Annotated in this window: 20 protein-coding genes and 1 riboswitch; of the genes, 19 read left to right on the top strand and 1 reads right to left on the bottom strand. The window is 53.0% G+C overall.

Annotation, left to right across the window (positions count from 1 at the left end):
• The first annotated feature begins 116 nt into the window (after nucleotides 1-116).
• The 12 genes from ACTNCH_RS00845 (at nucleotide 117) to ACTNCH_RS00790 (ending at nucleotide 14274) form a co-directional block, all read left to right on the top strand.
• Complete coding sequence (locus ACTNCH_RS00845; protein WP_441015668.1) at nucleotides 117-1370, top strand: HlyC/CorC family transporter; 1254 nt, start codon at nucleotides 117-119, stop codon at nucleotides 1368-1370.
• An 11-nt stretch (nucleotides 1371-1381) separates the two neighbouring features.
• The gene (locus ACTNCH_RS00840) at nucleotides 1382-2302 is read left to right on the top strand and encodes a radical SAM protein (RefSeq protein ID WP_441015671.1); all 921 of its coding nucleotides are present in this window, start codon (nucleotides 1382-1384) and stop codon (nucleotides 2300-2302) included.
• Between the two features lie 97 nt (nucleotides 2303-2399).
• The gene (gene ftsH / locus ACTNCH_RS00835) at nucleotides 2400-4244 is read left to right on the top strand and encodes an ATP-dependent zinc metalloprotease FtsH (RefSeq protein ID WP_441015674.1); all 1845 of its coding nucleotides are present in this window, start codon (nucleotides 2400-2402) and stop codon (nucleotides 4242-4244) included.
• Between the two features lie 144 nt (nucleotides 4245-4388).
• Nucleotides 4389-5321 (top strand): ComEC/Rec2 family competence protein, encoded by a 933-nt coding sequence (locus ACTNCH_RS00830; RefSeq protein WP_441015678.1) that lies wholly within the window; start codon nucleotides 4389-4391, stop codon nucleotides 5319-5321.
• Between the two features lie 12 nt (nucleotides 5322-5333).
• The gene (locus ACTNCH_RS00825; RefSeq protein ID WP_441015681.1) at nucleotides 5334-6314 is read left to right on the top strand and encodes an NYN domain-containing protein; all 981 of its coding nucleotides are present in this window, start codon (nucleotides 5334-5336) and stop codon (nucleotides 6312-6314) included.
• The gene (gene glgX / locus ACTNCH_RS00820) at nucleotides 6314-8398 is read left to right on the top strand and encodes a glycogen debranching protein GlgX (protein ID WP_441015684.1); all 2085 of its coding nucleotides are present in this window, start codon (nucleotides 6314-6316) and stop codon (nucleotides 8396-8398) included. The genes ACTNCH_RS00825 and glgX overlap by 1 nt, the downstream gene beginning before the upstream one ends.
• 115 nt (nucleotides 8399-8513) lie before the next feature.
• A complete protein-coding gene (locus ACTNCH_RS00815) occupies nucleotides 8514-9710 on the top strand; it encodes an ABC transporter substrate-binding protein (RefSeq protein ID WP_441016135.1) in 1197 nt (398 codons plus the stop codon).
• 181 nt (nucleotides 9711-9891) lie between these two features.
• Complete coding sequence (locus tag ACTNCH_RS00810) at nucleotides 9892-10773, top strand: branched-chain amino acid ABC transporter permease (RefSeq protein ID WP_441016138.1); 882 nt, start codon at nucleotides 9892-9894, stop codon at nucleotides 10771-10773.
• A 9-nt stretch (nucleotides 10774-10782) separates the two neighbouring features.
• Nucleotides 10783-11847: a branched-chain amino acid ABC transporter permease gene (locus ACTNCH_RS00805; protein WP_441016141.1), complete on the top strand. Its 1065-nt coding sequence runs from the start codon at nucleotides 10783-10785 to the stop codon at nucleotides 11845-11847.
• Nucleotide 11848: 1 nt separating this feature from the next.
• A complete protein-coding gene (locus ACTNCH_RS00800; RefSeq protein WP_441015687.1) occupies nucleotides 11849-12607 on the top strand; it encodes an ABC transporter ATP-binding protein in 759 nt (252 codons plus the stop codon).
• 13 nt (nucleotides 12608-12620) lie between these two features.
• Nucleotides 12621-13331, top strand: coding sequence for an ABC transporter ATP-binding protein (locus tag ACTNCH_RS00795; RefSeq protein WP_441015690.1), 711 nt, complete (start codon nucleotides 12621-12623; stop codon nucleotides 13329-13331).
• Between the two features lie 91 nt (nucleotides 13332-13422).
• On the top strand, nucleotides 13423-14274 hold the full coding sequence (locus ACTNCH_RS00790) for a hypothetical protein (protein WP_441015693.1): 852 nt from the start codon (nucleotides 13423-13425) through the stop codon (nucleotides 14272-14274).
• Between the two features lie 86 nt (nucleotides 14275-14360).
• Here ACTNCH_RS00790 and ACTNCH_RS00785 read toward each other — a convergent pair whose 3' ends face one another.
• Nucleotides 14361-16022 (bottom strand): diphosphate--fructose-6-phosphate 1-phosphotransferase, encoded by a 1662-nt coding sequence (locus ACTNCH_RS00785; protein ID WP_441015696.1) that lies wholly within the window; start codon nucleotides 16020-16022, stop codon nucleotides 14361-14363.
• A gap of 202 nt (nucleotides 16023-16224) precedes the next feature.
• On the opposite strand from ACTNCH_RS00785, the gene ACTNCH_RS00780 reads away from it, so the two are divergent.
• The 7 genes from ACTNCH_RS00780 to ACTNCH_RS00750 all read left to right on the top strand — a co-directional run bounded on the left by ACTNCH_RS00780 (nucleotide 16225) and on the right by ACTNCH_RS00750 (nucleotide 24468).
• Nucleotides 16225-18579, top strand: coding sequence for a LuxR C-terminal-related transcriptional regulator (locus ACTNCH_RS00780; protein ID WP_441015699.1), 2355 nt, complete (start codon nucleotides 16225-16227; stop codon nucleotides 18577-18579).
• Nucleotides 18580-18658: 79 nt separating this feature from the next.
• A riboswitch (glycine riboswitch) is annotated at nucleotides 18659-18764 on the top strand.
• Nucleotides 18765-18943: 179 nt separating this feature from the next.
• Nucleotides 18944-20296, top strand: a complete 1353-nt coding sequence (locus ACTNCH_RS00775; protein ID WP_441015702.1) for an alanine/glycine:cation symporter family protein — start codon at nucleotides 18944-18946, stop codon at nucleotides 20294-20296.
• 124 nt (nucleotides 20297-20420) lie between these two features.
• Entirely contained in the window at nucleotides 20421-21467 is a 1047-nt protein-coding gene (locus tag ACTNCH_RS00770) for an N-acetylmuramoyl-L-alanine amidase family protein (RefSeq protein ID WP_441015705.1), read from the top strand.
• Between the two features lie 77 nt (nucleotides 21468-21544).
• Nucleotides 21545-22240 (top strand): UMP kinase, encoded by a 696-nt coding sequence (gene pyrH / locus ACTNCH_RS00765; protein ID WP_441015708.1) that lies wholly within the window; start codon nucleotides 21545-21547, stop codon nucleotides 22238-22240.
• 29 nt (nucleotides 22241-22269) lie between these two features.
• Entirely contained in the window at nucleotides 22270-22824 is a 555-nt protein-coding gene (gene frr / locus ACTNCH_RS00760) for a ribosome recycling factor (RefSeq protein WP_441015715.1), read from the top strand.
• Nucleotides 22825-22937: 113 nt separating this feature from the next.
• Nucleotides 22938-23657, top strand: coding sequence for an isoprenyl transferase (locus ACTNCH_RS00755; RefSeq protein ID WP_441015718.1), 720 nt, complete (start codon nucleotides 22938-22940; stop codon nucleotides 23655-23657).
• A gap of 1 nt (nucleotide 23658) precedes the next feature.
• Complete coding sequence (locus tag ACTNCH_RS00750) at nucleotides 23659-24468, top strand: phosphatidate cytidylyltransferase (protein ID WP_441015721.1); 810 nt, start codon at nucleotides 23659-23661, stop codon at nucleotides 24466-24468.
• The last annotated feature ends 7 nt before the right edge of the window (nucleotides 24469-24475 follow it).

The raw sequence follows: 24475 nt of genomic DNA, 5'->3' as shown, positions 1-24475 counted from the left end.
AATCTCGGATTTCCGGCGGCCCCGGTTGACAAGACACCGAGGGTTTCATATAATATTATCATTAAGCATTTTGCGCATTTTATATATGTATAGAAAAAGGAGAGTAATATTTTACTATGGGTACATACCTTACCATCATGGTAGTCTGTCTGGTACTGTCAAGCTTTTTTTCCGCCACAGAGACGGCGTTCTCTGCAATGAATACCACGAAGCTGAAGACGCTGGCAGAGAAGGGCAACAAGAACGCGGCGCTGGTCTGCAGACTGGACGAGCAGTATGATAAGCTGATTTCCACCGTTCTGATTGGCAATAATATCGTAAATATCGCCATGGCGTCTGTGGGAACCGTACTGTTTACCATGAAATACGGAGATATGGGCGCGACCATTTCCACGCTGGTGGTGACGATTGTAGTATTGATATTTGGAGAGATTTCCCCGAAAAGTATCGCAAATAACTGCCCGGAGCAGCTGGCTATGTTTGCCGCTCCTGTGGTGCAGATCCTGATCTGGATGTTCCTGCCGCTGAACGTTCTGTTTGCCGGCTGGCAGAAGCTGCTGACGAAGATTTTTCATCTGGAGCCCAGCGCCAAGATGTCTCAGGAGGAGCTGCTGACTCTGGTAAATGAGGTACAGGAGGACGGAACCATCGATGAGGACGAGGGCGGACTTCTGAGAAATGCCATTGAGTTTTCCGATCAGGAGGCCCGGGATATTCTGATTCACCGGACGGATCTGGCGGCTCTGCCGATCACAGCCACCAAGGACGAAATTGCGGAGATGTTCACCGAGACCAAGTTCTCCCGTCTGCTGATTTACCGGGATACCATCGACGATATTCTGGGAACCATCCACCGGAAGGATTTCTATGTGGGGCGTGGAATTACGGAAAAGGAAGTGAAGGATATCATTTCCCCGGCTATCTATGTTCTGGAGAGCGAGCCTATCCGGATGATTCTGAAGAAGCAGCAGAAGGCCAAGACCCATGTGGCGGTGGTCGTGGACGAATACGGCGGAACCTGCGGCATTGTCACCATGGAGGATATCCTGGAGGAGCTGGTAGGCGAGATCTGGGACGAGCATGAGGAGGCGGAGGTGTTGCTGCGCCGGATTGCGCCGGATACCTATCTGGTCGATGCTTCTATGGATTTTGAGGAATTCGCGGAGTATTTTAAGCTGAATGACGAGTCTGAGATGGTATCTGTCAGCGGCTGGGTTATGGAGCAGTTTGGCCGGGTACCGGAGCAGGGCGACCAGCTGACTTACAAGGGGCTGGAAATCGAGGTAACCAAGGTGGATAATCACCATGTAGACGAGATTCGGGTAAAACAGACGAATGTGGAGACCGATGAGGACTCCGAGGAGAAATAAAGAGGGATTCTATGTCAGTTTGTGAGTTATGTCCCCGCGACTGCCGCGCCGATCGTGAAAACGGTCGGCGCGGTTTTTGCGGAGTGACGGGAAAAACTATCAAATGCGCCCGAGCGGCGCTTCATATGTGGGAGGAGCCCTGCATCTCCGGGGGAAGCGGTTCCGGAGCCGTCTTTTTCAGCGGCTGTCCGCTGCGGTGCGTCTATTGCCAGAACCGGGACATCGCCGGTGCGGAGCGGGGCGAGAATATCACCGTAGAGCGGCTGGCGGAGATTTTTCTGGAGCTTCAGGCAAAGGGAGCGGCCAATATCAATCTGGTGACGCCTACCCACTACACGCCGGAAATTGTGGAAGCGGTGGGGCTGGCCCGGAAGCAGGGTCTGAAGCTTCCGATGGTATACAACTGCAGCGGTTATGAAAAGGTGAGCACCCTGAAGCTTCTGGAGGGCGTCGTGGATATCTATCTGACGGATTTTAAGTATCTGGATCCGGAGGCGGCGGGGAAGTATTCCCATGCGCCGGATTATCCCGAGATTGCAAAGGCGGCCCTGGGGGAGATGGTGCGCCAGGTGGGCGCGGCAGACTTTGACCGGGCAGGCATGATGAAAAAAGGCGTGATCGTCCGTCATCTTCTGCTTCCGAACCACCTGAAAAACGCGAAGGCAGTGGTGGAATATGTATTTGAAACCTATGGGGATCAGGTATATCTGAGCCTGATGAACCAATATACGCCCTTATCCGGCATGGAAGAGTGGCCCGAGCTGAACCGCAGGGTGACCAGGCGGGAGTATGAGCGGCTTCTTGATTATACCATTTCCCTGGGCGTGGAAAATGCCTTTATCCAGGAGGGAGAGACGGCGAAGGAAAGCTTCATACCGGCCTTTGACTGCGAGGGCGTGCTGCCGGATCCGGAAAAAAAGGGGCAGATATAAGGTTTTTTAAGAAAAATTTATAGAATGTTCATTGATTCCTGAAAAAGAAAATGCTATTCTTCTGTTTAAGAAAACGCTGAAAAGACAGGAGATAAGGATGAAAGAAGTCAAGAATAACAAAAAACCGTTTATATTTTATTATACTCTCGTGATTGTCATCATGATTCTGCTGAATATGTTCGTCTTTCCGAGAGTGCTTACTCCGGCGGTGAAGGAGGTAGGCTATGACACCTTCCTGACCATGCTGGACAAGGAGGAGATCAAGCAGGTTCAGGTGGAGGACAACCAGATTATCTTTTCGGATAAGTCGGATCCGGTCAAATATTATAAAACCGGCGTTTTCAACGACCCGGAGCTGGTCAACCGTCTGACGACCGCGGGGGTCGAGTTCGGTACGGAGATCGTAGAGGAGCCGTCTATCTGGAGTTCTATGCTGATGTCTCTGGTGCCCTTCATTATCATGATTGTCCTCGGTCAGATACTGATTCGCAACATGAATAAGAAAATGGGCGGAATGATGGGCGGCAACGCCATGACCTTCGGAAAAAGCAACGCCAAGATCTATGTGGAATCCACCACCGGCATTAAATTTTCGGATGTGGCCGGCGAGGACGAGGCAAAAGAGGTGCTGACAGAGATTGTGGATTTCCTGCACAATCCGGCCAAGTATACGGAGATCGGAGCCACCATGCCCAAGGGCGCGCTTCTGGTAGGCCCTCCGGGAACCGGTAAAACCCTGCTTGCCAAGGCAGTGGCCGGCGAGGCCAATGTACCCTTCTTCTCCATCTCCGGTTCGGAATTTGTGGAAATGTTCGTGGGCATGGGTGCGGCCAAGGTGCGGGATTTGTTTCAGCAAGCCAATGAAAAGGCGCCCTGTATCGTGTTCATCGATGAGATTGATACCATCGGAAAGAAGCGTGACGGCGGCGGAATGGGCGGAAATGACGAGCGGGAGCAGACCCTGAACCAGCTTCTGACGGAGATGGACGGCTTTGACGGCCGTAAGGGTGTTATGATTCTGGCGGCAACCAACCGTCCGGAATCCCTGGATCCTGCTTTGCTGCGTCCTGGTCGTTTTGACCGGAGAGTGCCGGTAGAGCTGCCGGACCTGAAGGGACGGGAGGATATCCTGAAGGTTCATGCCCGGAAGGTACACATGGGCGACGATATTGATTTCAACGCCATTGCCCGGGCTGCCGCAGGCGCGTCCGGCGCGGAGCTGGCTAATATCATCAACGAGGGCGCTCTGCGGGCAGTGCGTCAGAATCGCAAATACGTGACCCAGAGTGATCTGGAGGAGAGCGTAGAGGTGGTAATCGCAGGCTATCAGAAGAAGAATAAGGTGCTCTCCGATAAGGAGAAGCTGATTGTAGCCTACCACGAGGTGGGACACGCCCTGGTGGCGGCTCTGCAGACCCATTCTGCCCCGGTTCACAAGATTACCATTATTCCCCGTACCTCCGGGGCGCTGGGCTATACCATGCAGGTGGAGTCCGGCGAGCATAACCTGATGAGCAAGGAGGAGATCGAGAATAAGATTGCCACCTTTACCGGCGGCCGTGTGGCAGAGGAGCTGATATTCCACTCCATTACCACAGGAGCCTCCAATGATATCGAGCAGGCTACCAAGCTGGCCCGGGCTATGATTACCCGCTTCGGTATGACAGAGGAGTTTGATATGGTAGCCATGGAGACGGTCAATAACCAGTATCTGGGCGGCGATACCTCCCTGGCCTGCTCGGCGGAGACAGCCGCACTGATTGACAAAAAGGTAGTGGAAGTGGTTAAGCGTGAGCATGAGAAGGCCAGAAAGCTGCTGTGCGAGAATATGCCCAAGCTTCATGAGATTGCGAAATTCCTGTACGAGAAGGAGACGATTACCGGGGAAGAATTTATGGAGATTCTGAACCGGAAAGAGGAGACTGTGGCAGACAGGCAGTAACAGGATATCACAAGGACTGTATAAATAGGAAGAGACACGTCAGGCGTCCGGACAGAAAATAAAGGCTGTCCGAACGCCTGTTTTGTGTTATAATAGAAAAAGCTGAAATCATATGGACTAAAAACAGGGAGTAAGACAGACACTATGGCACGAGGCAGAAAAAAAACAAAAAAACAGGCAAAGAAGTTCCTGCTGGCGGTAATTGCGCTGGTACTGGCGGCTGTTTATCCGGTGCAGGAGCAGCTCACAAAAGAAACAGGCGGCACGGTGGTATCGGACGGTTCCACGCTGGAGGTTCATTACCTGGACATCGGTCAGGGCGACTGTACGCTGATACGAAACGGCGAGCACGCCATGCTCATTGACGCAGGCAATAACAGCAAGGGAACCCAGGTACAGGCGTATCTGGAGCACCAGGGGATAGACCATCTGGATTATGTGATTGGCACCCATCCGGATGCGGATCACATCGGCGGACTGGATGTGATCCTTTACAAATTCGACTGTGATACCATTCTCATGCCGGATTACAGCAAGGATACCAGAACCTACGAGGACGTGATACAGGCTGTCAGGGAGAAGGATTACAGCATTACGTATCCGGTGGCGGGTACTGTCTATGCGCTGGGGGAAGCGCAGGTTACGGTTGTGTGTCCGGTGAAGGACGATTACGGAAGCAACGCCAACGATTATTCCGTGGGAGTGCAGGTGCAGTTTGGTGAGAATAGCTTCTTATTTACCGGCGACGCGGAGGAGCATTCCGAAGAGGATATGGTGGAGAGCGGCGAAGTGCTGCAGGCAGACGTTTACAAGGCGGCCCACCATGGCAGCCGTACAGCCAGCACGGAGGAATTCTTACAGGCGGTGCAGCCTTCCTATGCAGTCATCAGCTGCGGTGAGGGCAACACCTACGGACACCCCCATGCGGAGGTGCTGAATCGGTTCCGGGAAATGGGAATCCAGATCTTCCGGACCGATGATCAGGGTACGGTCGTGGCCGTGTCAGACGGACAAAATATCACCTTCAATATGTCCCCGTCCGATAACTGGACGCCGGGAGAACCGAAGGGAAAATAGAGGGAGAAGGCTATGGAACAGATTGAAGACAAGAAACAATTTGCGGTGCTGATTGATTCAGACAACATCAGCGCAAAGTACGCAGGCAGCATTTTTAATGAGATTGAAAACTACGGATACGCGTCCTTTAGACGAATTTACGGCAACTGGTCCGGAAAATCCAACGGCTGGAAGGAGCAGGTGCTGCTGGAGAATTCCATCACGCCGGTCCAGCAGTTTTCCTATACAATCGGGAAGAATTCCACGGATATGGCCATGGTCATTGACGCCATGGATATCCTGTACTCCGGAAAGGTGGACGGCTTCTGCCTGGTGACCAGCGACAGTGATTTCACCCGACTGGCCATGCGGCTCAGAGAGGAGAATATGTACGTCATCGGTATGGGGGAATCCAAGACCCCTATGGCCCTGACCAAGGCCTGCAACAAATTTATCCATCTGAATCTGATCAATAAGCAGGTCGGTGACACGGAGACAATGTCCGCGACAAGCGGACAGAAGAAGAGCGGAAAGATATCGGCTGAGGAGGAGCACGGAAGTGCGGTAACGCCTCTTATCCAGATTGAGGACGCGATCATTTCCATCATCAATGATAATGAAAATAAGGGGAAGGCGACTTATCTGGGAGAGCTGGGCAGTCGCCTGAATGATCGGTTTACGGATTTTGACGTGCGAAATTACGGCTATACCAAGCTGATGGTATTTCTGCAGGATACCTGCCCGCGCTTAAGTCTCTACCAGCAGGATTCAGCCTGGGCGGTAGGGCTCCATGAGCAGCTGGACAGAGAGAAGCTGGAGCGGGAGATTCAGGTCTTTATCCAGAAGAATGGCGGCCAGGTGGATAACCTGTCCCTGATTTATGAGGAAATACACAAGAAGCACAGCTCCTTTGACATCAAGGATTATGGCTACAGCCGTCTGTCCAGCTTCCTTCGGAGCATCCGGTCCCTTTCGGTCAGTGGCAATACAGTGAGTCTGTGGGAGAAAAAATAATGGAAATGTATAAAGCATTGAAGCCCCTGGACACGGTGGCCGGTTTTCCGGTGCGTCCGGGTATGTATGAGCTGTATGGAGCTACGGCGCTGGAGGAGGGCGTGAATTTTACGATTCATTCCCAGGGAGCCACCTCCTGTGAGCTGCTTCTGTATCACCGGAAGGAGACAGAGCCCTTTGCGGTGCTGCCCTTTCCGGAGCACTGCCATATCGGAAAGGTCTATTCCATGATCGTCTACGGGCTGGATATCGAGGAGTTTGAGTATGCCTATCGGCTGGACGGCCCCTGGAACCCGGAAAAGGGACTGCTTTTTGACCGGAAGCATGTGCTTTTGGATCCTTACGCCAGGGCCGTTACCGGACAGAGCGTCTGGGGAGAGCACCAGGAGAAGGAGGGGCTCTACCACGCCCGGGTGGTGCGGAATAATTTTGACTGGGGCGCAGATCCGGATCCCCTCTACGATATGAGCGATCTGATTATCTATGAGCTCCACGTACGGGGCTTTACCCGGGACAGCTCCTCGGGCGTAGCCCATCCGGGTACCTTTGCGGGCCTGCGGGAGAAGATTCCCTATCTGAAGGAGCTGGGCGTCAATGCGGTGGAGCTGATGCCCATCTTTGAGTTTGATGAAACCATGGGAAAACGGGAGGTAGACGGCCGGACTCTGCTGGATTACTGGGGCTACAATACGGTCAGCTTCTTTGCGCCCAACACCAGCTATACGGCAGCGGAGGAATACAACCGGGAGGGCATGGAGCTAAAGGAGCTGATCCGGGATCTCCACAGCGCCGGAATCGAGGTGATCCTCGATGTGGTGTTCAATCATACGGCAGAGGGAAATGAGCTCGGTCCCTTCATTTCCTTCAAGGGCTTTGATAACCAGATTTACTATATGCTGACCCCGGACGGAAAGTATTACAATTTCAGCGGCTGCGGCAATACCCTGAACTGCAATCACCCGGTGGTGCAGGAGCTGATTGTGGAAGCTCTGCGTTACTGGGTCAGCCAGTACCGGGTGGACGGCTTCCGCTTTGACCTGGCCAGTATTCTGGGACGCAGCGAGGACGGATCGCCCATGAGCAATCCGCCCCTTCTGAAACGGCTGGCCTTTGATCCGCTGCTGGGCAATACCAAGCTGATAGCCGAGGCCTGGGATGCGGGCGGTCTGTATCAGGTGGGCAGCTTCCCGGCCTGGAAACGCTGGGCGGAGTGGAACGGGCGCTACCGGGATACCTTAAGGAGCTTTTTGAAGGGGGATTACTGGTTTGCGCCGGAGGCGGCCAACCGGATAACGGGATCCGGCGATCTCTACGCGGAGAACCGGACCGGCTACAGCGGATCCAAATCCTCGGTGAATTTCCTGACCTGTCATGACGGCTTTACCCTGCGGGATCTGTACAGCTACAATGGCAAGCACAATGAGGCCAACGGCTGGAATAACACGGACGGGGCCGACGACAACCGGAGCTGGAACTGCGGCGCGGAAGGGGAGACAAAAGATCCGGAAGTGCAGAAGCTCCGCCTGCGGCTGATGAAGAACGCGGCGGCAGTGCTGCTGTGCAGCCGGGGCACGCCCATGTTTCTGGCAGGCGATGAATTCGGCAATACCCAGTATGGCAACAATAACGCCTACTGCCAGGATAATGAGATATCCTGGCTGGACTGGAGCCTGCTGGAGAAAAATCAGGAATTATTCTCATTTTTTAAATATATGATAGAATTCCGGAAAAAGCATCCGGCCGTCCGGCGGGAGCTTCCCAAGGCCGCCTGCGGATTTCCGGGGATCAGCTTTCACACGGAACGGGCCTGGGACGGCGCCCTGACTTCCGATACCCGTGCCTTTGGCGTCCTGTATGCGGGCCGGGACGAGGAAAAGAACCGGGACGATCTGGTTTATCTGGCCATCAATCCCTGGTGGGAAGGCATCCGGGTGGCACTGCCGGGACTGCCGGAGGAAAAAAGCTGGAGCCTGAAGGTCTGTACCTGCGACGGTCCCACAGGGGCCATTTATCCCCGGGGAAAGGAAGCAAGGGGCAATTCTCTGTATCTGGGTCCCCGGTCCGTACTGGTACTGGAAGCGTAGCAGAAGAATTTTCTGAAAGTTCTATAGAAACTTCCTAAACTTTTTGGGAAAGTGCTTGACAAATAGAAAAAGCCGGGAGTAAGATAGATGGCAAGTAATTCAAAAGGAGGAAACTATTATGAAAAAGGTATTAAGCTTACTTCTGGCTGGTTCCATGGTTTTTTCACTGGCAGCATGCGGTGGATCCAAGGATACCGCAGCAGACACAACCAACACAGACAGTGCTTCTGCTTCTTCTGAGGCAGGAAGCGACACATTTAAGATTGGCGCGACAGGCCCGATTACCGGCGGCGCTGCTATCTATGGAAATGCAGTAAAGAACGGCATCCAGGTTGCGGTTGACGAGATCAACGCGGCAGGCGGTATAGGCGGATACCAGATCGCCTACAATTTCCAGGATGACGAGCATGACGCCGAGAAAGCAGTCAATGCATACAACAACCTGAAGGACTGGGGCATGCAGGTTCTTATCGGAACCACCACAAGCGCTCCGTGTATCGCAGTAGTTGAGAAGACTCACGCAGACAACATGTTCCAGATTACACCGTCCGGAACAGCCGTAGAGTGCGTACAGTATGACAATGCGTTCCGTATGTGCTTCTCTGACCCGACACAGGGTACCGAGTCCGCAAAGTATATCGGTGAGAACGGAATGGCAAAGAAGGTTGCTGTAATCTACGACAGCTCTGACGTATATTCTACCGGTATCTATGAGGCGTTTGCTGCAGAAGCCGCAAATCAGCCGTTCGAGATCGTGTCTGTAGAGGCTTTCACAGCTGACGCTAAGACAGATTTCTCCGTACAGGTTCAGAAGTCCAAGGACGCAGGCGCGGATCTGCTGTTCATGCCCTTCTACTACACCGAGGCTTCTCTGGTACTGGCAGAGTGCAGCAAGCAGGGATACGAGCCGACCTTCTTCGGATGTGACGGTATGGACGGTATCCTGGGCGTAGAGAACTTCGATACTTCCCTGGCAGAGGGTCTGACCTTCCTGGCTCCCTTCGTAGCAAAGTCCGAGGACGAGCAGGTACAGAACTTTGTATCCAAGTATGAGGAAGCATACGGCGAGACTCCGAACCAGTTCGCGGCAGACGCGTATGACTGTGTATACGTAGTAAAGGCAGCCATTGAGGCAGCAGGAGCTACTCCGGATATGAGCGTATCCGATCTGTGCGACGCTATAAAGGGCGCTATGACCACTATCACCTACAGCGGTGTTACCGGAAAGGACATCACATGGGGAACTGAGGGTGAGCCCAACAAGGCTCCGCTGGTAGTCAAAGTTGTAGACGGAGAGTACACAGAGCTTTAATCTTTGATAAACAACCAACCCAACGAGGGGAGGATCCTTCACAGGGTCCTCCCCTTTTGATACAGAAAAGATTTCGGAAATATACTGTATCAACGCAATAAAGTGTTGAACGGGGGAAAGCGGTGTGCTATAATAATACGCAAAACTCGTAAACAGAGAAAAAGAAGAGGTGTTATGTATGATAGGATTCATATCCTACCTGGTGAACGGAATCAGCCTGGGAAGCGTATATGCGCTGATTGCGCTGGGCTACACTATGGTATACGGTATTGCGAAGATGCTGAACTTCGCGCATGGAGATGTAATTATGATCGGCGCTTACGTGGCTTTTACCGCCGTCAGCGGTATGGGACTGCCGCCGGTACTGGGCGTTCTGCTTTCGGTTGTGGCATGCACAGTTCTGGGTGTGCTGATTGAGCGGATTGCCTACAAGCCCTTGCGGAAGGCTTCCAAGCTGGCAGTGCTGATTACCGCCATTGGAGTCAGCTATTTCCTGCAGAACGTAGCACTTCTGATTTACGGGGCCAACACCAAGTCCTTCACTTCCGTTGTGACCATTCCGGCGCTGAAGCTGATGGACGGCAAGCTGGTGATCTCCGGAGAAACCATCGTAACGGTTCTGGCCTGCCTGATTATCATGGCCGGTCTGATGACCTTTATGAAGTATTCCAAATCCGGACGCGCCATGCTGGCAGTATCCGAGGACAGCGGCGCCGCGCAGCTGATGGGCGTCAATGTCAACGCGACCATTGCCCTGACCTTCGCGATCGGTTCTGCCCTGGCGGCCATCGCAGGCGTGCTGATGTGCTCCTCCTACCCGGCGCTGACTCCCTATACAGGCTCCATGCCTGGTATCAAGGCCTTTGTAGCTGCCGTATTCGGCGGTATCGGTTCCATTCCGGGCGCTTTTATCGGAGGCATCCTTCTGGGTGTGATTGAGATCCTGAGCAAGGCTTATATTTCCTCTCAGCTGGCAGACGCGATTGTGTTCGCCGTATTGATTGTAGTACTGCTTGTGAAGCCTACCGGACTTCTGGGTAAGCAGATTCAGGAGAAAGTGTAGGTGAGGAAGATGAAGAAAATGAGCAAACAGCTTCAAAGCAATCTGATTACATACGGAATTGTGATTGTAGCTTATATTCTGGTAACCGTTGGTTTACAGGCCGGCATGATTTCCAGTCTGCTGCAGGGACTTCTGGTTCCCCTTTGTGTCTATGTGATTCTGGCCATCTCCCTGAACCTGACCGTAGGTATCTTAGGAGAGCTGAGTCTGGGCCATGCGGGCTTCATGTGCGCAGGAGCCTTTGCGGGCGCGCTGTTTTCCAAGATTATGGCAGATACCATCCAGATTTCCGGGCTGCGCTTTTTCCTGGCACTGGTGATTGGAACCGCGGCGGCTGCGCTGTTCGGCTTCCTGATTGGTATCCCGGTACTTCGTCTGAAGGGCGATTACCTGGCGATTGTAACCCTGGCCTTCGGTGAGATCATTAAAAATGTAATCAACGTTATTTTCCTTGGCCGGGACAGCGCAGGCTTCCACGTATCCACTAAGGACAGTATGTCCCTGGGACTGGAGCCCGGCGGACAGGTGTTGATCAAGGGACCCCAGGGTATTACCGGAACCCCCAATGATTCCACCTTCCTGATTGGAATTATTCTGATTCTGGTGACGCTGTTTATCGTTACCAACCTGATCCATTCCCGCACCGGCCGCGCGATCATGGCTATCCGCGATAACCGTATCGCAGCCGAGTCTGTAGGAATCGATATTACCAAGTATAAGCTGCTGGCCTTTACCGTGTCCGCGGCTCTGGCAGGAACTGCAGGCGTGCTGTACGCCCATAACCTGTCTACCCTGATTGCGCTGCCGAAGAACTTCGGTTATAACATGTCCATTATGATTCTGGTCTTTGTAGTTCTGGGCGGTATCGGCAATATCCGCGGCTCCATCATTGCGGCAGTGGTGCTGACCCTGCTTCCGGAGCTTCTCCGTTCTCTGAACGACTACCGTATGCTGATTTACGCAGTGGTTCTGATCGCAACCATGATCTTTACCTCCAGCCAGGGCGGACAGGAGATTCAGGAACGGATCAAGAACGCGTGTAAGCGCGGCAAAAAGACAAAGGAGGTAAAATAAGATGGCATTACTGGAAGTAAAGAATCTTGGAATCTCCTTTGGCGGACTTCGCGCTGTAGACGATTTCCACATGGAGATAGAACAGGGACAGCTTTATGGTCTGATTGGGCCAAACGGCGCAGGAAAAACCACGGTATTTAACCTGCTGACCGGTGTGTACCAGCCCAATGATGGTTATATTATGCTGGACGGTGAAAATATTACAGGTAAGAAAACGATTGAAATCAATAAACACGGCATTGCCCGTACTTTCCAGAATATCCGTCTGTTCAGCGACCTGACGGTTCTGGATAACGTAAAGGTTGGTTTGCACAATCATCACAGATATTCTACCCTGACCGGCATTCTTCGCCTGCCGAAGTACTATAAGGTGGAGAAGGAGATGAACGAGCGGGCCATGGAGCTTCTGAAGGTTTTCGATCTGGACAAGGAAGCAGACTATAAGGCCTCCAACCTGCCCTATGGTAAGCAGAGAAAGCTGGAGATTGCAAGAGCCCTGGCTACCGATCCGAAGCTTCTGCTTCTGGATGAGCCGGCAGCGGGCATGAACCCCAACGAGACCATGGAACTGATGAAAACCATCCGATTTGTACGGGATGAGTTCCATATGACGATTCTTCTGATTGAGCATGATATGAAGCTGGTATCCGGTATCTGCGAAAAGCTGACCGTTCTGAATTTCGGTCAGGTGCTTGCAGAGGGCGATACCGCCGATGTGCTGAAGGACCCGAAGGTAATCACAGCTTACCTGGGAGAATAGGAGGAACGGAAATATGGCAATGCTGGAAGTAAAAGATATAGAGGTTTATTATGGCATGATCCAGGCCATCAAGGGAATCTCCTTCGAGGTAAACGAGGGGGAGGTTATCGCCCTGATTGGTGCCAATGGCGCAGGCAAGACCACAACCCTGCAGACCATCACAGGCCTGATTTCCCCGAAACATGGAGAGATCCTGTTTGAGGGACAGGATATCACGAAAGTTCCGGCCCATCGGATCGTGTCCATGGGAATGGCCCATGTGCCGGAGGGACGCCGTGTATTCGCGCAGCTGAGCGTGCTGGACAATCTGAAGCTGGGCGCCTTTACCAGAAAGGATAAAGCAGAGATCGAGGAGACGCTGCTTCGTGTATACAAGCGGTTCCCGAGACTGGAAGAACGGAAAAACCAGATGGCGGGAACCCTGTCCGGAGGCGAGCAGCAGATGCTGGCCATGGGCCGGGCCCTCATGTCCCACCCGAAGATTATTCTGATGGATGAGCCCTCCATGGGTCTGTCCCCCATTTTTGTAAATGAGATTTTTGATATCATTCAGGAGGTCAGCAAGAGCGGCACTACTGTCCTGCTGGTAGAGCAGAACGCAAAGAAGGCTCTGTCAATCGCAGACAGAGGCTATGTTCTGGAAACCGGAAAGATTGTGCTGGAGGGCGACGCAAAGATGCTGCTGGACAACGATCAGGTTAAGAAAGCGTACCTGGGCGAATAAGAATGAACACACTCTCCTTCCCCGTTACATAAGATATAACAGGCCTGCAGCAGTAAAGCGGGCCGTAATAGGGGAAAGAGAGGTTTTGAGGATGGCTCAATTTACGAATCAGGCTCAGTTGTCATATAACAATGCAGTGAAGAATTCCAATATTGCGGTGGGGGAGATTCTGGAGGTACTTTCGGCGACGAAGACCGCAGTGGAGAATGCGTACGGACAGAATGATACGGTTACCTATGTGATCAACATCGTAAACAGCGGAACTCTGGCGTTTACGGGACTGAATATCTCGGATAATCTGGGAGCGTACACGGAAAGTACCCTTACGCTGACGCCTCTGGAATATGTGCCGGGAACCCTGCAGTATTACGTGGGTGGAGTCCGGCAGACAGCGCCTGCGGTGACAGCGGGACCGCCCCTTGTGATATCCGGAATTACCGTACCGGCCGGCGGGAACGCCACGCTGATTTATGAAGCGAGAACCAACCAGTACGCGCCGCCGACCCGGGAAAGCAGCATTTCCAATCAGGCGGTTCTGAGAGGAGGCGGAATTACGCCCATCACAGTCACCGAGACAGTGGGAGCCCAGAGCGCGCCGGAGCTGTGCATTACCAAGTCTGTAAGCCCGGTACCGGTAGCAGAAAACGGAATTCTGACCTATACCTTCCTGATTCAGAACGGAGGCAATACGGCGGCGGAGGCCGGAGACAATGTGGTAGTGACAGATATCTTTAACCCGGTTCTCTCAGAGGTGTCCGTGGCCCTGAACGGAACCGCCTGGACGGAAGGGGCAGATTACACCTACAACGAGACGACGGGGGAATTTATCACCACGGCCGGACGGATTACCGTTCCGGCGGCAGCCTTTACCCAGGAAAGCACTACCGGAGCTTGGGTGTCCAATCCGGGTGTGAGTGTGCTGACAGTAACCGGAAGAGTATAGGAAAAATATGGAAATCTTATTCTAAAAAAAAGGATCGCGCTTATGCGCGATCCTTTTGGTGTAATAGGACATTCCTATACTCAGATTTATTTTGCCTGCTCAAGAGCCAGTGTCTTGGTGGTAGCGTCGCAAACCTCGGTCGGTCCGTAGTACTGAATAGCGCCCGGATATACGAAGCAGGTTTCCTCTGCCCACTGTGCGCGATGAGCCTCGAAGAACTTGAAGGGAGCTCCGTCAAGCTCAACCAGAGCCTTCTTGATAACCGGCTTATCCTCGCCGTGTCTTCTCTCGATGTTCATCATCTTGGTGATGGGCATACCGCCTGCAACCCACTCATTTGCCGGCTTGGACAGGTTGGAAACCTTGGACAGGTATCCGTTGTAGCCGTACTGGATCAGCATGAATGCGTTGTAACCCAGAGAGTAGCAGTAGTCGGAATCGAAGTTGGACGGGAATGCGCATCTTCCTTCGTATCCCAGGAAATGATGCAGGGCACTGAACTTGCCGTTGTAGGTGCCGGCAGCCTTTCTCTCAGCAAGCTTTGCAGCTACCAGAGAGGAGAACAGCTTCTCGGACTCGATCAGGGATACCTGTACGTTGCCGTGGGGATCTCTCTCCATGAACAGCTGCTGCTGGATAGCCTGCGGAAGGATGGCGAATACTTCCATGGACTCCTTGGTCAGACCCTTTTCGATAAAGGCATACTTGTCAGCCCAGGTAGCCAGAGCGTTGAACTCGTCAGCCTTGCTGCCAGCCAGAAGCTCGTTGATCTCCTGAATCAGTACGGAGAACTCCGGAACGAACTCAACCACGCCCTCCGGGATGATAGCCACACCAAAGTTCATGCCCTTGGCAGCTCTATTTGCTACGGAATCAGCGATGTAGTCAGCGATCTGGGACAGGGACATCTTTTTCTCTGCAACTTCCTCGGAAATCAGGCAGATGTTCGGCTGAGTCTGCAGCGCGCACTCCAGAGCTACGTGAGAAGCGCTTCTTCCCATAACCTTTACGAAATGCCAGTACTTCTTAGCGGAATTTGCGTCACGCTCGATGTTGCCGATGATCTCGCTGTAGGTCTTGGTAGCAGTATCGAAACCGAAGGAGCACTCGATGTCCTCGTTCTTCAGGTCTCCGTCGATGGTCTTCGGGCAGCCGATGACCTGTACGCCAGTGTTGTGTGCCGCGAAGTACTCAGCCAGTACGGCAGCGTTGGTATTGGAGTCGTCACCGCCGATGATAACCACTGCGGTTACGCCGTGCTTCTTGCAAACCTCGGAAACGATAGCGAACTGCTCCTCAGTTTCCAGCTTGGTACGGCCGGAACCGATGATATCAAAGCCGCCGGTATTCCGGTATGCATTGATGAACTCATCATCGAACTCTACATAATCGTCATTGATCAGTCCGCTGGGGCCGCCCTTGAAGCCGTACAGTACGTTCTCCTTGTTGGTAGCCTTCAGTGCGTCGTAGAGACCGCAGATAACGTTGTGTCCGCCCGGAGCCTGTCCGCCGGAAAGGATAACGCCTACTACCTGCTTCTTGGGAGCAGAGGTATTCTGGCCTTTCTCGAAGGTGATTTCCTTCTCGCCATAGGTGTTCGGGAAAAGAGCCTGGATCTTATCCTGATCCGCAACGCTCTGTGTAGCTTCGCCTTCTTTTACGCAAATATCTGCGATGCCGTTTCTGAGCATACCCGGAAGCTTCGGAGCGTACTCATATCTGGCTTTCTGTAAAGCTGAAATTTCCATAACAAAAATCTCCTTTATATATAGTGGTAAAAATAATAGTTCGTTACGATTCTAATATATTTTCGGAGAAAAGTAAACAAGTACAGGGAAAAAAAGTAAGCAAAAGCGGGAGAAATTAAAATTCATACTCCGGTATGATTTACAGAAGTCGGGGAAATTGGTATTATTTAGACAGAAGAGATTCACAGAGAGGGTGATTGGGATGGGAGAAGGACGGATTATCATAAAGCCGACCGTGGCGCTGCAGTTTGAAAACAGCATGAAACAGGGAAGAATCTTTTTCTTCAGCGCGCCCTGTGGTTTCGGAAAGACGGCGGTGGCAGAGGAGCTGCTGAAAAACCGGAAGGTCCGTCGGATGCAGGCGGAAAAGCCGGAGTTTGAAGCAATAGAAAATGACAAAAACTGGGAAATTCTTCTGATAGATGATTTTCATCTGATGCTGGAGGAGAATCAGAAAAAGCTGTGCGAAAAGATCAGAGAAAACATGGAACGGCGTTTTGTGCTGTTATCCAGAGGCGTGCCGCCGGACTGTCTGATGGCCTTTGGCTATACGGGACTGATGACCGTGGTGGATGCAGACGCTCTTCTGTTCGACCGGGAGGATATCCGGGAGCTGTTCCGAAGGCGGAGGGTGGAGGCGACGGACTCGGAGGTCAGCGATATCCTGAAAAAATCCATCGGTTATCCTCTGGGTGTGGAGCTGACAGTTAGGCTGATGGCTGGAGGACGGCCCTATGGTCCCGGCCTGGTGACACAGGCTTACCGGGAGGTCTTCCGCTATTTCGAAGCGGCTGTATACCGCCCCTTTGATCTGCCTGTACGCCGTTTCCTGTTGGAAATGGCGCCCTTTGAGCGCTTTGATATAGAGATGGCTCGTATGATCAGCGGCGATCCCCACGTGGGAGAGGTGCTGGGCTGGCTGCAGAGCCATACGACCATGCTGCGCTATGACGGCATCTCCAGGTTCCGTTTCTGGCCCCAGTTCCGAAAGTTTCTGTTGTGGGAGATGGAGCGGGAATATACAGAGGAAAAGTGTCGTTCCGTCTACAGCAGGGGCGGAATGTATTACGAATGGAAGGAAGATTATTCCCACGCACTGGAATGCTATACCAGGAGCGGGGATCATTCCAGGGTGTCGGAGCTTCTGATCCGCGGAGCGGAGCTGCATCCGGGCATGGGACATTACAGTAAGATGAAAAAATACTACCACAGCCTTCCGGAGAAGGAGATTCTCGCCTCCCCATCTCTCATGCAGGGAATGAGTATGCTTTGTGCGCTGGAGGGGGATTACGAGAAATCGGAACGCTGGTATGGGGAGCTGAAACAGTTTGCGGAAAACTGCGATCGCCGGGACGGCGCGGGCCGTCAGGCGCGAAGCCGTATGGCATGGCTGGATATCGCGCTGCCGCAGAGGGGGACAGAGGGAATGCTGGAGACGATTCCGGCCGTTTTCCGTCTGCTTACGGAAAAAGAGATTACCCTGACGCCCTTTTCCGTGACCAGTACGTTGCCCAGTATCATGAATGGCGGTAAGGATTTTTCAGAATGGAGCAAAAAAGACGATCTGCTGTACCGGACCATGCGGCTGCCGGTGGAAACGATCCTGGGCCGGGACGGGGTCGGATTGGCAGACTGCGCCATTGCCGAGAGCAAATTTGAAAAGGGGGAGGATATCAGCCGTCGGCTGTTGTCCCTGATATCCCGGATAGGGGAAATTCAGCGCAACGGTACGCCGGATATAGAATTTGCCCTTACCGGGCTGCTGGCCCGCAGTCAGCTGGCAGCAGGTCAGGCAGAGGAAGCGAAAAGAACGGTAGAGGATCTGAAAAAGCGGTTTCTGGACAACGGAGAGACACGCTTCCGTGCCAATATCAATGGACTGCTTTGCCGGATTGCGCTGTACCGGGGAGCAATGGACGAGGCAGACGACTGGTACCGGATTGGCGCGCCGCGCGCTCCGTTGTGCTTCCATGTGATGAAGCGGTATCGCTATCTGACCCAGGCGATGGTAGAGCTGGCCCAGGATCGGCCGGATGCGGTCCTTTTGACGCTTGCCCCGATGGAAACCTATTGTCAGGCCTGCAGTCGGCAGATAGACGGAATTCATCTGCATATCCTGCAGGCGCTGGCCTATTACCGGAAAAAGGACGCTGTATGGAAGGAGATCCTGACGAAGGCCCTGGATACGGCGGCAAAATACGGCTTTATCCGTACAGTCAGCGGATATGGGGCGGCTGTGCTGCCGCTCCTGGAGGAGCTTGGCTATACCGGCGGCAGCGAAAAATGGCGGCAGAAGCTTTTGCGGGATGTAAGGGCGCAGGCTTCCCTTTATCCTTTATTTCTGCAGCCGGAACGTTCCCTTTCCGCTGCGCTGACGGGTACGGAGCTTCAGATTCTGCGCCTGATCTGCGCGGATAAAAGCAATGCGGAAATCGGAGAAATCATGAACATCAAGCTGAGTACCGTGAAAACCCATGTGAGCCATATTCTGGGCAAGCTGGGCGTCAGCCGGCGCCTGGAGGCGAAGACAGCAGCAAAAAAATTGTGGCTGATATAAAAAATATATAAAAATTTCCAGAGAGTCCTTGTCAGACGGACAAAAGTATGCTATAGTACGTACTATCGAAAAACACAAGTCGATGAACTCTGGAGAGTCTCAGAAAATGAGCGCCGAAGGTGTAACGCAGATGGAAAAGGAAAACCGTCTGCCTATCTCTCAGGCAAAAGGACAGGGCTTACAAAAGCGAATGTTCTACTCTTTGGAGGGCTGATTGAAAAATCAGCTCTTATTTTTTTCGCGAGCAACGAGTCAAAGTCCGTGCTTGCACGAGACCTTGACGACTGCCGCGATAGCGAGATAAAATTCGCGAAGCGTATTTTATCTCGCTGCGCCAAAACGCATAAAAGAGAGGGAAAAAGCGATGTTGGAATTTGTGAAAGCAGTAAATGAATGGATGTGGGGCTTGATTTTGCTCGTCATCCTGTGCGGTACGGGAATCTTTTTTACGATTCGTCTGCGGTTTATTCAGGTACGGAAGTTCGGAGAGGGCTGCCGCCTGGTTTTCGGACATTTTAAAGCAGCCGGCGGGGAGCGGAAAGAGGGAGAAATGACGCCCTTCCAGTCTCTGGCTACGGCCATAGCGGCCCAGGTAGGTACCGGCAACCTGACCGGCGCGGCTACGGCGCTGATAGCCGGAGGCCCGGGCGCGATCTTCTGGATGTGGGTCAGCGCCTTCTTTGGAATGGCAACGATCTACGGCGAGGCCACTCTGGCCCAGGAATATAAGACAAAGAAGGAGGGGGAAGTGACCGGAGGCCCGGTCTACTATATCCACCAGGCCTTTCAGGGAACCTTCGGACGGGTTCTGGCCGTGATTTTTGCGGTATTTATTGTTCTGGCCCTTGGCTTTATGGGAAATATGGTGCAGTCCAATTCCATCGGCGCCGCATTTTCCGGCGTCTTTGAATCCCGGAATATCAATATCCCGCCGGTAGCGGTGGGAATCCTGCTGGCAGTGGTCGCAGCCTTTATCTTTGTGGGCGGAACCACCAGACTGGCGGCAGTGGTAGAAAAAATTGTGCCGTTTATGGCAGGAATCTATATTGTGGGAAGTCTGGTTCTGATTGGCATGAATATCACGGCGCTTCCGGAGGCTTTCCGGATGATTTTCGTAGGAGCCTTTCATCCGACCGCAGTGGTCGGCGGCGCTGCCGGTATTACGGTCCGGGAAGCTATCCGTTACGGCGTGGCCCGGGGCCTGTTCTCCAATGAGGCCGGTATGGGATCCACACCCCACGCCCATGCGAGAGCTGCAGCGAAGAATCCCCATGAGCAGGGACTGACGGCTATGATCAGCGTGTTCATTGATACCTTTATCGTACTGAACCTGACGGTATTTTCTGTGCTGACCACCGGAGCCATGGATTCCGGCAAGGGCGGTATCGCCCTGACCCAGGAGGCGTTTATGCGGGGCTTCGGAAGCTTCGGAGATATCTTTGTAGCCATCTGCCTTCTGTTCTTTGCCTTTTCCACGGTTTTAAGCTGGCATTTCTTCGGACAGATCAATGTGCAGTATCTGTTCGGCAAGAAGGCCGTAAAGGTATACTCCATGATTGTAGTAGCCTTTATTATCGTAGGTTCTACCCTGAAGGTGGATCTGGTGTGGGAGCTGGCGGACTTCTTCAACGGCCTGATGGTGATCCCGAACGCCATGGCGCTCTTTGCCTTAAGCGGCGTGGTTGCGGGAATCAGTAAAAAGTATGGAAAGAAATAAAAATTTACTTTCTGTGGGAACTCCTGTATAATAAAATATAAAATGTCAAAACAGCATCCTGAAGATAGATGGGATGCTGTTTTGACGTTATCAGATAGCGGGAAAAGGCCGGGGAGGGAAAAAGGTGAAGCAAAAAGTAAGGGTATGTCTGTGCGCAGGCCTTCTGGCGGCAGGTCTGTGGGGCTGCGGCAAAGAGAAGGCGGAAGAAGCAGTACAGCAGGAGAGCGCGGCTGTATCAGAAGAAGAGCCGGAGAACGAAAGAGAGACTGCCGATGATGCTGACGAAACTGACGCTCAGAAGGCAGATACAGATTCTGTGGAAGAAGCTACCGAAGCCGCAGAGGATGCATCAGATACAGAAGAGACAGCTGCGGCGGACGACAGCGAATCAGAGAACTCCACGCCTGTCGTAAATTACGAGAACGGTCAGCTCATTTCCCTGGACGATACCTGGCAGTACGCGGATCACTCCGCCATTCACACCGGCGCCGCAGTTCTGTACCGGGCGGCAGAGAACCGGAAAGACATCATCATTGGCGTCAACGCAGGACATGGAACCTCGGGAGGCAGCAGTGTCAAAACCCTCTGCCATCCGGACGGATCGGCCAAGACCACGGGAGGAAGCACAGGGGCGGGAGCCACCAGGGCAGCGGCGGTATCCGGCGGCATGACCTTTCAGGACGGCACGCCGGAGAAGAGCGTGACCCTTAGAATGGCGCAGATTTTCCGGGATAGGCTGCTGGCGGCGGGGTACGATGTGCTAATGCTGCGGGACGGCGACGATGTGCAGCTGGACAATGTGGCCCGGACGGTCATCTGCAATAACGTGGCTGACTGCCATATCGCTCTCCACTGGGACGGGGACGGCCTTAGTTATGATAAGGGCTGCTTTTATATCTCCGTGCCGGACGCCCTGAAGGAAATGGAGCCGGTGGCGTCTCACTGGCAGCAGCACGACGCCCTGGGCGCGGCTCTGATTGCAGGCCTTCAGAATCAGGGCGCAGCCATTTACAAGAATGGACAGATGAGCATTGATCTGACACAGACCTCCTACAGCACCATCCCTTCCGTGGATATGGAGCTTGGCAATGCCTGCTCGGATCACAGTGACGAAGCCTTATCCCGGCTGGCAGACGGACTGACCGAAGGGGTAAATGGATATTTTGATTGAAATAGAGGGGACAGGTGTGCTATACTGAATCTAGTATTGAGCAGTGGGCGCACTGCAGATCAAAAGGAGATTCGAGCATGAAACGAGTATTATTGAAATTAAGCGGTGAGGCTCTCGCGGGTGAGAAGCACACAGGCTTTGACGAGGCTACTGTTCTGGGCGTGGCAAAGCAGGTAAAGACCCTGGTGGACGACGGCATTCAGGTGGGTATCGTCATTGGCGGCGGAAACTTCTGGAGAGGCCGCACCAGTGAGAATATGGAGCGTACCAAGGCGGACCAGATTGGTATGCTGGCTACGGTTATGAACTGTATCTATACTTCAGACATTTTCCGTTCCATCGGAATGAAGACACAGGTGTTTACACCCTTCGTATGCGGCGGCTTCGCAAAGCTGTTTACCAAGGACGAGGCAGTAGCTTTCCTGGAGGAAGGCGGCGTGGCGTTCTTCGCAGGCGGAACCGGACACCCCTATTTCTCCACAGATACGGGTACCACCCTTCGTGCCATTGAGATTGAGGCAGACGTGATCCTGCTGGCCAAGGCCATCGACGGCGTATATGACAGCGATCCCAAGGTGAACCCGGAGGCGAAGAAGTACGATGAGATTTCCATTGCCGAGGTGGTAGACAAGCGTCTGGCTGTCATGGATCTGACCGCTTCCATCATGTGCATGGAGAATAAGATGCCCATGCTGGTATTCGGCCTGGAGGGCGAGAACAGCATCGTGGATACCGTAAGAGGGAAATTTAACGGAACCAGAATTACCGTATAGTCGGAATAAATGAATCGGAGGATTTGAATATGGATGAGAGATTGAAAGTATATGAGGAAAAAATGACCAAGTCTTATGACGCAATGATTCGCGAGTTTACAGCGATCCGCGCAGGCCGCGCCAATCCGCACGTGCTGGACAAGCTGAAGGTAGATTACTACGGAACTCCCACACCGATTCAGCAGGTGGGCAATATTTCCGTACCGGAGCCCAGAATGCTGCAGATTCAGCCCTGGGAGAAGAGCCTGATTAAGGCCATCGAGAAGGCGATTCTGACTTCGGATCTGGGCATTACCCCGTCCAACGACGGTACAGTCATCCGTCTGGTATTCCCGGAGCTGACCGAGGAGCGCAGAAAGGATCTGGTAAAGGATATCAAGAAGAAGGGCGAGGCTGCCAAGGTAGCGATCCGCAATATCCGCCGTGACGCCAACGAGGTTTTCAAGAAGCAGAACAAGGCCAATGAGATTTCCGAGGACGATATGAAGGATCTGGAAACCAAGACCCAGAAGATGACCGATAAGTACATTGCGGACATCGACAAGGCTGTGGACGAGAAGTCCAAGGAGATTATGACCGTATAAGGTCTGCAGAAAAATACGAGGGGACGGGTGGTATCTTTGTGCTGCCCGTCCCATTGTGCGATTCAGACAGATAAGCGTAAGTGTCTGGAGAGAACCATGGAGGAAGTAAAAATATGGAAAAAGATATCAAGATCCCACAGCATGTGGCCATCATTCTGGATGGCAACGGACGCTGGGCCAAGGCAAAGGGAATGCCCCGGAATTATGGACACGCCCAGGGAGCCAAAACAGTGGAAACCATCTGCCGGGAGGCCTGGAATATGGGCATTAAATACCTGACGGTTTACGCCTTTTCCACAGAAAACTGGAAGCGGCCCCAGGAGGAAGTAGACGCTCTGATGAAGCTTCTGCGGAATTATATGAAGAACTGCCTGAAGACGGCGGAGAAAAATCATATGCGGGTCCGGGTCATCGGCGACAAGACCGCGCTGGCAGAGGATATCCAGAAAAGCGTGGCGGAGCTGGAAGAGGCCTCGAAGGACAATGACGGCCTGAATTTCCAGATTGCCATCAACTACGGCAGCCGGGACGAGATGGTGCGGGCCATGAAGAAGATGGCGGCTGACCGGGACGCCGGAAAGCTGAAGGCAGAGGAGATCAGCGAGGCCACCTTCGAAAAGTATCTGGATACGGCCGGGATCCCGGATCCGGATCTTCTGATCCGGACCAGCGGCGAGCAGAGGCTGTCTAATTATCTTCTCTGGCAGCTTGCTTATTCGGAGTTTTATTTTACAGATATTCACTGGCCGGATTTTTCAAAGGCAGAGCTGGAAAAGGCTGTTCTGGCATACAATAAACGTGACAGACGCTACGGCGGCGTGAGGGAGGAATAAGATGAAGTCATTTCTGACGAGACTGATAAGTGGCATTGTGCTGCTTGCAATTATTATATCCACGGGTATCGTGGGCGGTCCGGTGCTGTTTGGCTTTACCTTTTTGATTTCCCTGATTGGATACTGGGAATTCCTGAAGGTGTTCGGACTGGAGAAGAAGCTTCCGGGCGTATTCGGTCTGGTTTTCGCGGTGCTTTATTACGGAACCGTCTATCTGGGGGACGCCTTCAACATGGCTGGGCCGCTGCTTCTGGTGGGCTTTCTGATGGTGCTGATGGCCATCTATGTGTTTACGTTTCCCAAATTCAGGACCGATGAGATTACCGCGCCCTTTTTCGGGCTGGTGTATGTGGCGGTAATGCTGTCTTTCCTGTATCAGACCCGCATGATTCCCATTGAGGGAAGAAATACGCCGATTGTGTATTTCCTGATTTTTATCTGCTCCTGGGGCTGTGATACCTGCGCCTACGCGGTGGGGATTCTGTTTGGAAAGCACAAGATGGCTCCGGTGTTAAGCCCGAAGAAGTCCGTGGAGGGCGGTATCGGCGGTATCGTGGGAGCAGCTCTTCTGGGCGCTGCCTACGGCCTGGTGTTCCATCTGGACTGGCAGGGCTGCGTGATTTTATGCGCGGCGGGCGCTGTGGTTTCCCAGATAGGAGATCTGGCGGCCTCAGCCATTAAGCGCAATCATGAGATCAAGGACTACGGACACCTGATTCCGGGCCATGGCGGGATCCTGGATCGGTTTGACAGTGTGATTTTTACCGCGCCGATTATCTACGTGCTGACCCTTCTGGTGTTCAGCCGGTAGAAGCGGA

Origin of the sequence: Candidatus Merdisoma sp. HCP28S3_D10 (assembly GCF_052065835.1) — a bacterium.
Lineage (GTDB): Bacteria > Bacillota > Clostridia > Lachnospirales > Lachnospiraceae > Laedolimicola.
This window is presented reverse-complemented; position numbering and strand designations above follow the sequence as displayed.

Bases quoted from the DNA above. Each gene is read 5' to 3' on its own strand.
- ACTNCH_RS00845 (WP_441015668.1), top strand. From the start codon at position 117: ATGGGTACATACCTTACCATCATGGTAGTCTGTCTGGTACTGTCAAGC.
- ACTNCH_RS00840 (WP_441015671.1), top strand. From the start codon at position 1,382: ATGTCAGTTTGTGAGTTATGTCCCCGCGACTGCCGCGCCGATCGTGAA.
- ftsH (WP_441015674.1), top strand. From the start codon at position 2,400: ATGAAAGAAGTCAAGAATAACAAAAAACCGTTTATATTTTATTATACT.
- ACTNCH_RS00830 (WP_441015678.1), top strand. From the start codon at position 4,389: ATGGCACGAGGCAGAAAAAAAACAAAAAAACAGGCAAAGAAGTTCCTG.
- ACTNCH_RS00825 (WP_441015681.1), top strand. From the start codon at position 5,334: ATGGAACAGATTGAAGACAAGAAACAATTTGCGGTGCTGATTGATTCA.
- glgX (WP_441015684.1), top strand. From the start codon at position 6,314: ATGGAAATGTATAAAGCATTGAAGCCCCTGGACACGGTGGCCGGTTTT.
- ACTNCH_RS00805 (WP_441016141.1), top strand. From the start codon at position 10,783: ATGAAGAAAATGAGCAAACAGCTTCAAAGCAATCTGATTACATACGGA.
- ACTNCH_RS00800 (WP_441015687.1), top strand. From the start codon at position 11,849: ATGGCATTACTGGAAGTAAAGAATCTTGGAATCTCCTTTGGCGGACTT.
- ACTNCH_RS00795 (WP_441015690.1), top strand. From the start codon at position 12,621: ATGGCAATGCTGGAAGTAAAAGATATAGAGGTTTATTATGGCATGATC.
- ACTNCH_RS00790 (WP_441015693.1), top strand. From the start codon at position 13,423: ATGGCTCAATTTACGAATCAGGCTCAGTTGTCATATAACAATGCAGTG.
- ACTNCH_RS00785 (WP_441015696.1), bottom strand. From the start codon at position 16,022: ATGGAAATTTCAGCTTTACAGAAAGCCAGATATGAGTACGCTCCGAAG.
- ACTNCH_RS00780 (WP_441015699.1), top strand. From the start codon at position 16,225: ATGGGAGAAGGACGGATTATCATAAAGCCGACCGTGGCGCTGCAGTTT.
- ACTNCH_RS00775 (WP_441015702.1), top strand. From the start codon at position 18,944: ATGTTGGAATTTGTGAAAGCAGTAAATGAATGGATGTGGGGCTTGATT.
- pyrH (WP_441015708.1), top strand. From the start codon at position 21,545: ATGAAACGAGTATTATTGAAATTAAGCGGTGAGGCTCTCGCGGGTGAG.
- frr (WP_441015715.1), top strand. From the start codon at position 22,270: ATGGATGAGAGATTGAAAGTATATGAGGAAAAAATGACCAAGTCTTAT.
- ACTNCH_RS00755 (WP_441015718.1), top strand. From the start codon at position 22,938: ATGGAAAAAGATATCAAGATCCCACAGCATGTGGCCATCATTCTGGAT.
- ACTNCH_RS00750 (WP_441015721.1), top strand. From the start codon at position 23,659: ATGAAGTCATTTCTGACGAGACTGATAAGTGGCATTGTGCTGCTTGCA.